12 protein-coding genes are annotated in these 12,372 nt (G+C 43.6%); 1 reads left to right on the top strand and 11 read right to left on the bottom strand.

Features of this window, described 5'->3' with window-relative positions; genetic code table 11:
• Window positions 1-63 precede the first annotated feature (63 nt).
• The 9 genes from FFM84_RS10905 to FFM84_RS10865 all read right to left on the bottom strand — a co-directional run bounded on the left by FFM84_RS10905 (window position 64) and on the right by FFM84_RS10865 (window position 9,136).
• Window positions 64-498, bottom strand: coding sequence for a GNAT family N-acetyltransferase (locus tag FFM84_RS10905; RefSeq protein ID WP_130845282.1), 435 nt, complete (start codon window positions 496-498; stop codon window positions 64-66).
• A 54-nt stretch (window positions 499-552) separates the two neighbouring features.
• Window positions 553-1,509, bottom strand: coding sequence for an ABC transporter ATP-binding protein (locus FFM84_RS10900; protein ID WP_130845281.1), 957 nt, complete (start codon window positions 1,507-1,509; stop codon window positions 553-555).
• Window positions 1,510-1,515: 6 nt separating this feature from the next.
• On the bottom strand, window positions 1,516-2,598 hold the full coding sequence (locus FFM84_RS10895) for an ABC transporter ATP-binding protein (protein WP_130845280.1): 1,083 nt from the start codon (window positions 2,596-2,598) through the stop codon (window positions 1,516-1,518).
• A 15-nt stretch (window positions 2,599-2,613) separates the two neighbouring features.
• The gene (locus FFM84_RS10890; protein WP_130845279.1) at window positions 2,614-3,648 is read right to left on the bottom strand and encodes an ABC transporter permease; all 1,035 of its coding nucleotides are present in this window, start codon (window positions 3,646-3,648) and stop codon (window positions 2,614-2,616) included.
• Between the two features lie 3 nt (window positions 3,649-3,651).
• Window positions 3,652-4,581: an oligopeptide ABC transporter permease gene (gene opp3b, locus FFM84_RS10885; RefSeq protein WP_130845278.1), complete on the bottom strand. Its 930-nt coding sequence runs from the start codon at window positions 4,579-4,581 to the stop codon at window positions 3,652-3,654.
• A gap of 158 nt (window positions 4,582-4,739) precedes the next feature.
• Entirely contained in the window at window positions 4,740-6,389 is a 1,650-nt protein-coding gene (locus FFM84_RS10880; RefSeq protein ID WP_130845277.1) for a peptide ABC transporter substrate-binding protein, read from the bottom strand.
• A gap of 414 nt (window positions 6,390-6,803) precedes the next feature.
• Entirely contained in the window at window positions 6,804-7,181 is a 378-nt protein-coding gene (locus FFM84_RS10875) for a DUF1634 domain-containing protein (RefSeq protein WP_130845276.1), read from the bottom strand.
• Window positions 7,181-8,026 (bottom strand): sulfite exporter TauE/SafE family protein, encoded by an 846-nt coding sequence (locus FFM84_RS10870; protein ID WP_130845331.1) that lies wholly within the window; start codon window positions 8,024-8,026, stop codon window positions 7,181-7,183. Before FFM84_RS10870 ends, FFM84_RS10875 begins: the two co-directional genes overlap by 1 nt.
• A 228-nt stretch (window positions 8,027-8,254) precedes the next feature.
• Window positions 8,255-9,136 (bottom strand): LysR family transcriptional regulator, encoded by an 882-nt coding sequence (locus FFM84_RS10865; RefSeq protein ID WP_130845275.1) that lies wholly within the window; start codon window positions 9,134-9,136, stop codon window positions 8,255-8,257.
• Window positions 9,137-9,276: 140 nt separating this feature from the next.
• On the opposite strand from FFM84_RS10865, the gene FFM84_RS10860 reads away from it, so the two are divergent.
• Window positions 9,277-10,314 (top strand): MucBP domain-containing protein, encoded by a 1,038-nt coding sequence (locus tag FFM84_RS10860; RefSeq protein WP_130845274.1) that lies wholly within the window; start codon window positions 9,277-9,279, stop codon window positions 10,312-10,314.
• A 155-nt stretch (window positions 10,315-10,469) separates the two neighbouring features.
• Here the strand turns inward: FFM84_RS10860 and FFM84_RS10855 are convergent, their stop codons facing one another.
• Both FFM84_RS10855 and FFM84_RS10850 read right to left on the bottom strand, forming a co-directional pair.
• Window positions 10,470-11,036 carry an NlpC/P60 family protein gene (locus FFM84_RS10855; RefSeq protein ID WP_130845273.1) on the bottom strand — a complete coding sequence of 189 codons (567 nt, stop codon included), beginning with the start codon at window positions 11,034-11,036 and terminating at the stop codon, window positions 10,470-10,472.
• Window positions 11,037-11,385: 349 nt separating this feature from the next.
• The gene (locus tag FFM84_RS10850; RefSeq protein WP_130845272.1) at window positions 11,386-12,237 is read right to left on the bottom strand and encodes a GRP family sugar transporter; all 852 of its coding nucleotides are present in this window, start codon (window positions 12,235-12,237) and stop codon (window positions 11,386-11,388) included.
• Between the last annotated feature and the right edge of the window lie 135 nt (window positions 12,238-12,372).

The following is a 12,372-nucleotide window of genomic DNA, read 5'->3' as shown; positions in this document are numbered from 1 at the left end:
CAAGTTTTGGCAATCATTTTTGCCGTTTTCCTGAATTTTCTGATTTTAGTCAATTATGTTTAACTAAATTTCTTTATAAAAGCGTCGCTGATCTTTATTACTAATATAGCCCAGCCGAGTATAAAATTGATGGGCACCCGTACGAGACATTCCCGAATTCAACCGAATACCAGCTAACCCCTTATCTTGAGCTGTTTGTTCCAATGCGGTCATTAACGCCCGACCAATCCCTTGATGTTGTGCCGACTCGGCTACTGCTAGGCCCATCACATTAAACATTGCTGGCGCATACAACGATTGGTAAAGCTCGGCTTGCACGTAACCTTGTAACTCGTCAGTCGTTGGATCGGCCCAACCAATTAAACACTGGTGGTCAGTATCGGCCAATAACTGGCCTAAATACGCCTGTACTTGAGCAACTGACACCGCATACCCCAGTGCGGTTGCATTAATTTGCTGAATGGCTTCGACATCGCTTAACCGCAGCTTTCTTAACATCAACTCACCCTTTCAAAAAAAACGACCTACCAAATTGGCAAGTCGTTTCAAAAATTAATCGGTAATCAAACCCGCGTCAACGGCGCGTTGCGTATACATCGCAACTTCGTCTTCCGCGGCACGAACAAAGTGACCAGGGGCAATTTCGACCATCCGACGCTTCTTATCGTCTTTTTCAAGTGATTCATCGTAGGCCACTTGCTTACGAGCCCGTTCAAATTCAGGGTCCGGTACGGGCACCGCTGAAATCAAACTCTTGGTATAAGCATGTAGTGGATGACTGTAAACTTCATCAGCGGGGCCGATTTCAAGAATCTTCCCATAATGCATAACGCCAATTCGATCACTAATATACTTCACCATCGACAAGTCATGGGCGATGAACAAGTAAGTCAAGTTTTGTTTAACTTGCAACTCTTTCATCAAGTTCACGACTTGGGCTTGGATTGACACGTCCAACGCAGAAATTGGTTCATCAGCAATGATGAACTTGGGTTCTACGGCAAGGGCCCGCGCGATCCCGATCCGTTGCCGTTGTCCACCAGAGAATTCATGGGGATAACGACTCGAATGGTCTTTATTCAAGCCAACAATTTCCAATAGATCTTCGACTTGTTTGGTCCGATCGGCATCGTCCTTGGCTAAGCCGTGGATATCGATCCCTTCGGCCACAATATCTTTGACCTTCATCCGTGGGTTCAATGACGCATATGGATCTTGGAAAATCATTTGCATTTCACGCCGGAATTCATGCATTTCAGCCTTTGTGTGCAACTTTGAAACGTCACGACCGTTAAACAGAATTTCACCATCGGTTGGTTCGTACAAGTGAATGATGGCCCGACCAGCAGTGGTCTTACCAGAACCAGACTCACCAACTAACCCGAACGTTTCCCCTTCATAAATATCGAAGGAGACGTCATCGACCGCCCGGACTTCATCACGTTTGCCAACATTAAAATATTGCTTTAAATGATGGACTTCTAGAATTTTTTTACGTTCATCAGGCATCGTCAATTACTCCTTCGTTGCATTTTTGATTGGTGGTTCGGGACGTTGCATTTCCATTTCCGCGAACTTTTGTTGCCGCCGGACAATTTCAGCCGGTGGTGTCACTTTAGGCGCATCTGGATGCAACAACCAAGTGGCGGCATAATGCGTATCTGATACTTTGAAGAATGGTGGTTCTTGTTCAGTATCGATCTTCATCGCATAGTCACTCCGCGCTGCAAACGCATCCCCAACAGGTGGTTCCAATAAATCAGGTGGGGTCCCAGGAATTGCGGACAATGACCCATCTTCAGTATCTAAAGTTGGCATTGAGTTGAGCAAGCCCCAAGTATATGGATGTTGTGGGTTGAAGAAGATTTCATCAACCGTCCCATATTCCACAATCTTACCAGCATACATAACGGCCACCCGATCAGCCATCCCAGCCACGACACCTAAGTCATGGGTGATGAAGATGATCGACGTATCAATCCGGTTTTGTAAGTCCTTCATCAAGTCCAAGATTTGAGCTTGAATCGTCACGTCCAACGCAGTCGTTGGTTCATCGGCGATTAAGACTTCTGGGTAGCAGACCAACGCGATCGCAATGACGATCCGTTGCCGCATCCCACCAGAGAATTGGTAAGGGTAGTCGTTAATCCGACCTTCTGGGTTGGTGATCCCAACTAACTTCAACATTTCTAAGGCTTGCGCAATGGCTTCTTTTTTCTTTAAGCCCTTGTGCTTCATTAATGGTTCGGCGATTTGCATCCCAATCCGCATGGTTGGATCAAGCGAAGTCATTGGATCTTGGAAGATCATCGCAATATCTTTCCCACGAATGTGTTGCATATCTTTTTCTGACTTTTTAATAATATCTTCGCCATGGAACATGATGCTACCTTTTTTAATTTCCGCATTGGGTGCAAGTAATCCCATTAAAGAACGCGTGGTTACGGATTTACCGGAACCAGATTCCCCAACGATTGCTAAGGTTTCCCCTTTACGTAAATCAAAGCTCACATCACGGATGGCTTTAACTTCACCCGCGTACGTATGGAAGTTAATTTCCAGGTTACGCACTTCAATGACATTTTCTGGATTTTTCATGAATTCGCCATCCTCCTAGCGTTTAGATTTTGGATCAAAGGCATCGCGCATCCCATCACCTAATAAGTTAAAGGCTAACATCAAGATGATTAAGACGATCGCTGGATACCACATTTGATAAGGTAAGAATTGGAAGTTCTTTTGCCCATCAGAGATCAATGTCCCAAGTGAGGCTTGTGGTGAACTAATCCCAATCCCGATATAACTCAAGAACGCTTCAAAGAAGATCGCGTTAGGAATCGTGAACATCGTTTGAATGATGATGACACTCGATAAGTTCGGGAGCAAATGCTTCCAAGCAATCTTCGGTGCTGATTCGCCTAACGTCCGTGCAGCCAAAATAAAATCTTGATTCTTCAGCTGCAGCGTCTGGGCTCGGGTCAGTCGGGCCATGGTCGTCCAGTTAATCAAAGCCAATGCGGCAATGATGGAGGCCATCCCGGTCTTTTGGAAAGCCGTGGCCATTAAGACCATGACAACTAATGAAGGCACGGACGAGAGGATTTCAATAATACGTTGCATGAATAAATCGACTCGCCCTCCTTTCCAACCGGAGAGTATCCCGAACCCAACCCCAATGGTCAAGTCAATAAAGGTGGCAATTAACGCGATTTCAAGTGAAACTCGCGTCCCATACATAATCCGAGCTAATAAGTCCCGACCTAAATAGTCAGTTCCCAAAATATAATGGACACTTGACTTCGCGCCGGCTTGCTTATAGGCATCGACATCGGTCCCGGATTGTTTGATATGCCCATTTAAACCATGGATATTTACACCCGGAATCTTAGGTGGTAAGTTGGCATACTTGGGTGATTGGGCGTTAGGATCATGATGATACAACGCTTGACCCCCAAAGGCCATTAAGAATAACAAGATTAAGACGATAAAACTCGTAAAGGCCGTTTTGTTGCCTTTCAAACGCCGCCAAACATCTTGGCCGAACGTTAATGACGGTGCCGCGATTTTTTCGTTATCGGGGCCCGCTTGTTTGTCCAGCGGTGCGAAGTCGCCGGGCTTGATTTCAATGCTATTTGGATTATCTGCCATTAACTAGTCCCCATTTCCACTTAAACGAATCCGCGGATCAATGATCCCGTAGACAATATCGGTCAATAATAACAGCAAGCATAACAAGGCTGAATAGAAGATCGTGACCCCCATGATCGTTGGGTAGTCATTCACTAAGATTGACTTAACAAATTGTTCCCCGATACCAGGAACGGAGAAGATGTTTTCAACCACCATTGAACCAGTCATTAATGCCGCTGCCAATGGGCCAATCAAGGTGACCATTGGAATCAAACTGTTACGTAACGCATGATGATAAACGATCCCAAACTTGGATAATCCTTTAGCTTTCGCTAATTCAATATAATCCGAACTCAAAACGTCGACCATGTCGGTCCGAATAAACCGGGCCGTTTCCGCTAACGGACTCGCCGCTAAGGCTAAGGTTGGTAAGATCGTGTAAGTAAACCCGGACCAACCAGCCACTGGGAATAACTGCACTTTCAACCCGAGATAGTATTGCAGCAAGATTGCTAACACGAAACTTGGTACCGCAATCCCAAGAATTGAGAGGATCGTGGCTAAACGGTCTGCCCATGTATCTTTACGAATGGCACCAATTGCCCCGAGAATAATCCCTAAGACAACCCCGACAAGTAACGCTTGACCACCTAATTGCATTGATGGGCCCATCCGACTCCCAATCAAGTAGCTAACCGCTTGATCAGAGAATTGGAAGGATAACCCAAGGCTACCCTTGAAGATCCCACCGATGTAAATAAAGTATTGCAGCCAGACGGGTTTGTCCAAGCCGTATTGTGCTAAAATTGACGCTTTTTCACTCGCCGTCAATTTGGCTTCGTTTTGAAGCGGCGTCCCTGGCATTAATTTCATCAAGAAGAACGTGACGGTCGCCACGATGAACAATGTCAGAAACAAGTAAAATATCCGCTTTAGGAGATATTTTCTCATTAGAATTCCTCGCATTCTATTAAATTAGCCTTAAAAAATAATGACATCTCTGATTATAAAACAAAATGGCAAGGATTAACATGCGTTAACCCTTACCCCTTTGTTTCAAATTCGTTCAGTTAAAACACACACATTTTGATTACGTTGTTTTTTGAAGCTTATTTAACGTACATGTACTTGTAGTTGTATTGCACACCCGCAGTGTTGTAGATGATCCCCTTCAAGTTAGTCCGAACTAAGTGCGCTTCAGTTTGTTGGTAAATTGGGGCTACGCCAGTATCCTTCATTAAGGTCTTTTCAGCGTTAACCATGTCAGTCCAACGAGCTTTGGTGTCGTTTGCATCCTTACCTTCGGCAGCCTTGATGTAGTTGTCAAAGGTTGAGCTGTTGTAACGACCGTTGTTGTATGAGTTGTCAGACGTGAACAATGATAAGAATGAGATTGGATCAGTAAAGTCGGCTGACCAAGCTGAGATAACCGTATCAAAGTTCCCGTTTTGTGACCGTTGAAGACGCGTCTTGAATGGCACGTTTTGGTTGGTAACTTTCAAGTTACCAAGTTTTTGCCATTGACCTTGAATATATTCAGTCGTCTTCTTGGCACCATCAGTATCATCGGATAATAACTTGATATTCAAGCTCTTAGCACCGATTTCCTTCAAGCCTTCTTTATATAACTTCTTAGCCTTAGTCATATCATAAGTGACACTGTTCTTCACATAAGCATCATCAGCAAAGTCTTTCCCGTTAATTGGACTCTTGGCTAAATCACTTGAAACATAACCTTTAGAAACTGTTGACCCATCAGCTAAAACATCGTTGACGAATTGTTTCCGGTTGATAGCCAAGGACATTGCTTCACGAATCTTTGCATTCTTGAAGGCTTTGGCAACCGTTGAGTTGCTTGCTTTACGGTTATATTCAACATAGAAAGTTGACGCAACCTTACGTAAAACAAAGTTCTTGTTGGTCTTGTAACTCTTAACTTGTGTCCCTGAAAGGATCGCATCGTCAAGTTTGTTTGAGTTAAACAGGTTCAAGCCAGTGGAATTGTCTTTAACCACTTGGAAGTTAATGGTTTGCATCTTAACGTTCTTAGCATCCCAGTAATCTTTGTTCTTGGTTAACTTCCAAGTTAAGTTAGTCCCAGTCCAACCAGACATCTTGTATGGTCCGTTGTAAACCATGGCCGTACTAGTTGTCCCATATTTAGAACCATACTTTTTAACCGTTTTTTCGTTTTGTGGGAAGAAGTTAACAAATCCCATCAATTTCTTGAAGTATGAGATTGGGTGATCCAAGGTAACGACTAACTTGTAGTTACCTTCAGCTTTAATCCCTAAAGTAGAGACAGCCTTTTTACCATTAACAATGGCATCGGCATTTTTGATACCGGAATATAAGTATGCATATTGTGATGCAGTCTTAGGATTAACGGTCCGTTGCCAGCCATAAACGAAATCATGGGCAGTAACTTTGTCACCGTTGCTCCATTTGGCGTTTTTACGTAAAGTGAACGTATATGTTTTCCCACCATTAGTAATCTTGGTTGCTTTAGCAATCCCTGGTGTAATGGCACTATCTTTACCAATCCGGTATAACCCTTCATTGGTGTTATTCAAAGCCGTTGAACTGGTAACGTCCGTTGACTTCGAAATATCCATTGTTGGTAATTCTGATTTTTGTGCGATCGTGGCTACTTGCTTCGTTGATCCTGTTGAACCACTCTTATTTGACCCACAGGCCGCTAAGAACAACAAGGATGCGCCGGCTACGACCGTAACTTTTGCAGCTGTCTTTAAATTCATAAAAACCCAACCCCTCTTACTTTTTTTAATGTGTGTGCTTTTCCCTCGAAAAGTTAAAGTAATTGTATATTATAAATAAATTAAAATCAATCCCAAATTCTAATTTTTTTCATGAATTCGCCACAATTAACGTTATTTATTCACTTTCACCTCGTTTATCCATCAAGAAAAGCACGTTTATATTGTTGATATCATCGCATTTCAAGTTACAATCCGCAAGTCATATACATTAGCAGTCGCTTGATCATTTTTTCTTAATAAATAAGTCAAAAACGATCAAAACAGCGTCTTTACGCGTTAAAATCGATTGGTTAAAACAGCTAAAAACGTGGTCAACAAAAAAAGGCCCTGACTTTTTATCAGCGCCCTCTTATTAAATAAACTATCTCATAGTATAAACTTTAATTCATGTGCTTAATGACCTAGGTAGCCAATAATTGAGGCAATAATCAAAATAATTAAGACTACCGTTGTGATCCACACATACAAATGATCCTTTTCAACCGCAAAGGCATAGATAGAAACCACGACTCGTAATGTTGGTGTCAGAATTAATAGAAACAATCCTAACATCATCACGGCATATGGCTTCAAAGCGATCACACCAGCAAAGATAGCTTGAAAGCTATTAGGTTCTACTCCATTAGGATAGCCACCAGTACCTTGTACCAACATTAAGATGATCCCTAGGGCAATCACAATCGCTGAGACCACGACCCCAATTCGTAAGATCTGACCAATGATTAGTTCAACTTTGTGCATTTCTTGGGCTTTACTGTTTTTTTCACTCATTAGATCGTCACCCCAAAGCCTTTCATAATCATTTGAATCCCTAAGTACAACATAACCGGTACAAAGATCATCCGAATTAAGCGTGGTTTCAAGTGTTGCATGATCCGCGTCCCAATTAAGGCGCCAATTAAAATCCCGATTGCTAGTGGTGCCGCAATTCCAGCTTTAATGGACCCATTAAAGAAGTAAACCATCGCACTAGCGGCCGCCGTGACGCCCATCATCAAGTTTGATGTGGCTGAAGACGGTTTTAATGGCATGTGCATGATCGTATCCATGGCTAACACTTTAAATGCCCCACTCCCAATGCCAAGGAGACCACTGGCCAAGCCAGCACCAAACATCATCGTAAACCCACCGGGCACATTTTGAACTTGATAATCAATCTGTTCATCAAGTGCCTTATCATAATAAGTCCCATTTAAATTCAATTTGGTTGCCAAACGGTCAGCCTGTACATCTTGAGCATCACTATTCTTGTTCATCAATTTGCGAATCATGTTGTAAGTGGTAAACACTAGCAACGCGCCGAACAAGAAATAGAGGAAAGTTGGATGAACGATTCCCGTTAAGACCGCCCCAAGGACCGCCCCAACTGTCGTCGCGATTTCTAAAAACATGGCTACTCGTAAATTCAACATCTCATCTTTGAGGTACGCAATCGTTGAACCAGAACTAGTCGCAATTACCGCAATAATACTAGCACCAATCGCATACTTAATATCCAAACCCATTCCCAACGTTAAAATCGGGGTAATAATCATCCCGCCGCCGATCCCCAGAATTGCCCCAAAAATCCCAGCAATCATCCCGACACCGAGCATTAATAGTAACGAATAAATCACATTAGTCACCTTCGCCTTTTTTATTTCACTAGTTAGTGTACCATTGAAAGACGACAGGGCCTAATCATTACGCATATACCGTTGAAAGCCTTTGTTATCAAGGTATACACCGTTTCCAGGTTATCCACGACTCTCCCGCTTCGGTCAGCCTGTAACCGTCAACATTGCCGCCAAATCACCATTCTTCATTTTATAGCCATTAAAAAATTAGATACCTAAAATGTGAAATTAGTCTATGGCTTTTGCTTGCGTGAATTGATCCATAAAACCAGCCACTAACGGTGTCGCCATAGACTCCGTTGTTGTCACTAACGCGAGTTGGGTATCAAAGCGTCGATCAGCCAATGAACGTACTAATACTTGATCGGACGCATAGGTTTCCGCCAGTGACCGTGGCACTAGCGCTACACCAATTTGACAATCAGCCCAGTGCATGGCGGTGCGGGCATCATCACATGTCATAATATAGTGCGGTTCAAAAGCTTCTTCTAAAAAAGCCACGTGGAACAGTTCATTAAAACGCCGATATTTTATCAGCGGTAAAGCCGTTAGATCCTTTAGCCGTAACTGGCGCCGCTGACTAAACTGCTGGTAACGTTTTGGCAACACAGCCACCATCCGCTCGCTGTCAAAAAAGCGGCAAACCAAATGCTGGCGATTAAACGGTGTTCGTAAAATTGCCACATCTAATAAGCGTTTATGCAAGTCATCTAATAATTCATACGTATTGCCTTCCGTCACTTCCAAATGAACGTCACCATGTTGCTTGAGCCAACTCATCAAAGCCTGATTAGGCATAACTCCCGCTGATGACGAAATTAATCCGAGATTTAACGTCCCGGTAATCCCATGTGCTAATGCACGCACTTTATTTTCGGCCGTTGCCGACAATTGGGTTAGCTGTTGGGCATAACTCACCAGCAGTTCCCCAGCCGGCGTCACCGTTACCCCTTGTGGCAACCGTTTGAACAAGGCCACGCCAAGTTCAGTTTCTAATTGTTTAATTTGATAGCTCAACGGCGGTTGCGCCACATGTAGCCGCTTGGCAGCTGCCGTCATTTGCCCCTCTTCGGCCACTGCTAAAAAATACTGTAATTGTTTTAAATTCATTTTCCCATCCCCATTCACTTTTAGTATACCTGATTTAAGGCTAGCTTAAAGTTAAGTTTTGTTAGTGAACTTGTCGCCGAAATCGCTAACAATGCGTTATACTAGAGATATTGAAGATTTTTATGGAAGGAGTGGTCTAGATGCACTTTTTCGACCGACTCAAAGGAATGCTCCAAGCCCTTGACAGTAACACTGAGACGCCGAAAACGGTCAACCAAGCCCCAGTTCTAGATCCGGGCGAGCCGGACATGACCACCCCGGTGGTGAATCAAACACCTGCCTTGGTCCTGGTCCATCATGTTGATCAAGCAGGCCAAGAATTACAAGCACCGGAAATGATTGCCGGCACGATTGGTGACGAAATTCATTTACCCGACGTGAACTTGTCAGGTTATCACTTAATGGATATTCAGGGACTAACGCGTTGGTTCACAACTGAACGTGCGCGCATCGTCCTTACTTATGAGCGTGAGGCCGGCCAGCCGATTTGGGTCTATGCCTACGATATTGACCAACGACAATTAATTGGCCTACCAGTCATGCATCGAGGCCGTTTAGGTGATCCTTACCAGGTGACGGCACCTACTGTCGCTGGCTTTAAGTTATTACGGTCAGTCGGAGATTTGACCGGTGAATACACGACCACGTCAAAAACAGTGTTATTCTTCTATCGTAATGCCAATTGGCGCCAAACCGACCTCAGTACAGGGTATGTCCAAATTAAAACCGCAACTAAAGTTTATCCGTACCCGGGTGCAACAACCACGAACTACTGGTTAACCTTACCCGTGGGTGCCATTTATAAGACGTTTATGCGTGTGCAACTCAACGATGAATCCACTTGGTATACCATCGGTGAAGATCAATGGATCGCTGAAAAGCATGTTCAATTAACTAACAGCAATCAATTGTTGCCACCAACACCAGCAGCCTATGAAACACGACATAAGAAACAAGTGCATCAAACTGGGATTGTGAGCTTTGTACCCGGTAAACAAGTACACACCTACTTGGAACCTTATGGCCGTTACCTCACAACCGTTACTCATGGTGACACAGTTAACTTAACCGAACGACTAGTAGATGACAACCGTGTCGTCTGGTATCGTATTCAGGATCGTGGCTATCTACCCGGTCGTTACCTCACACATTTAGATCCACCTGATTATTGGGATTAAACGAAAGTACCAGTTAACGTGATGACGTTAACTGGTACTTTTTCGTTTTGGATAAATTTCTCTTGCCGCCTACCGTTCGCCCAAGTTGAGCTGAAACGTGAGACAAAAAAATCGATGCCCCACACAAGGCATCGATCGTCAGTCATTGATTATGATTATTTAGCAGCTTTTTGCATGTTTGATACACGCGCATAGCCAGAAACATATGGGTGCCACCATGAAGCGTGGAATGATTCTTTCTTAACACCGTTGTTTTGAGCATCGATCATTTGACCGTTACCAACGTAAATCCCAACGTGCGCAATCCCTGAACCGTAGTTAAAGAAGATTAAATCACCCTTCTTTAAGTTTGCGCCAGAAACATGCTTGTACTTCGCATATTGTGCAGCCGCCGTCCGTGGTAAGGTTTTCTTAACAGCCTTTTTGTAAACGTATTTTGTCAAACCAGAGCAATCGAAGCTGCTAGGGCCGGTTGAGCCATAGCTGTAACGTTTGCCAAGTTGTTGTTTCGCAACTTTGTATAACTTATCGTACTTCGTTGTTTTCTTAGTCGTTGTCGTGGTCGTATCACTAGCACTGTTATCCGTAGTAGTAGTAGTGGTCGTGGCGGCATCTGCAGTATCATCATCTGCAAAGACGGTTTGGCTACTTGCCACCCCGGCAGTTAACATTAAAACAAACGTAAGTACTCCGATAAGTAATTGACTGGCTTTTTTTGACATTAATTAAACGCTCCCCTTGTATGTAGTTAGTGTGTTTGACTTATGTATTAATCAACAGTAACTATCTTAGCAATTTTATGTTACAAACCGCTTACGAAACTATCTCAAGCCTGTTAAACCCACGTAATCCAGCTAGCATCGGCATCCATTGATTATGTAAACGTTGTCGTTAAGGGATTATTAACCTTTTTTATAATTAATTTAATCACTGGTTTTTTTGCAAAATGACGTGATTTGTCGCCATTTAAGCGTTACTCCCAATAAATTTGTTTGTCAGGTTACAGATTTGTTACAAAAACAAGGGGTTAACCATCAGCGGTCAACCCCTTGTTCGTCATTTTTGTTATTTTTAAAGAAAGGCAGTCATAACACTACCGACCACAATCAAGGCTAACCCCATCATCGTCAGTTGAAATTCACGATGTGATTTGACTTCGCCAAGCACGAGCATGCCACCTAAAGTAGAAATAACCACGCTCAACTGGGTAATCACATAGGCCGTTGCCACTCCATTAGCCTTCGCAGAGAAAATATACGCTAACGCAGAAACCCCAAACACGGCGCCGGCAGCGATATTTAACCAACTCGTTGATTCCTTAAACGCATGTGCATGCCCACTAAGCAACACGTACAAAATAGCGCCAACAAAGATTCCCAACATTTGTGGGAAGAAAATCGACAAGCTAGAGGCTGATACGGCCTTTGGTAAGGCACTGTAGGCCCAATATCCAATCGTTGTTGGGACTAGGACAGTTAGTCCACTCATCAAGCCCGCACGACTCTCAGAACTATCGGTCACGGCCGTAAAGGCGACCCCAATAATCATTAAGGCAATCGCTGCAAAACCGATTAACTTCGCGACACTGCCGCTCCATTCACCAAACATCAAAACCCCAATGACCGACGTCCCGATTAACTGTAACCCAGTTGAAATCGGCATCGTGGTACTGACACCCATTTTGGCATATGACGTATATTGCCCGATCTGACCAATCACCCAGCAAGCACCAGAAACTGCACTTAGCCAAAAAACGCCGCTGGCTACGCTTGGCTGAAACATGACTTTGACAATAATCCCAACTAATAATGCCCCTAGTCCAGTCCCGAGTGTCTGATTAACGGGCTTACCACCAATTTTCGATAATAATAACGGATTTAACCCCCAACCAATCGCGGGAATTAATGCAATCAAAATGTTCAAAACTTGTTGCCTCCTAGTCTCTTCTACCGGTCGCTAAAAAAAGCGATAACAATAGTCTAACATGATTGTTCAAAAAGTTTAAACACAAAAAAAGTAGTTCCGCGCTTTTCAAGATACCTCAAAAAGCGCGGAACT

The organism is Lactiplantibacillus mudanjiangensis (genome assembly GCF_005405385.1).
Lineage (GTDB): Bacteria > Bacillota > Bacilli > Lactobacillales > Lactobacillaceae > Lactiplantibacillus > Lactiplantibacillus mudanjiangensis.
The sequence above is the reverse complement of the archived record's forward strand: the minus strand, read 5'-3'. Positions and strand labels throughout refer to the sequence as shown.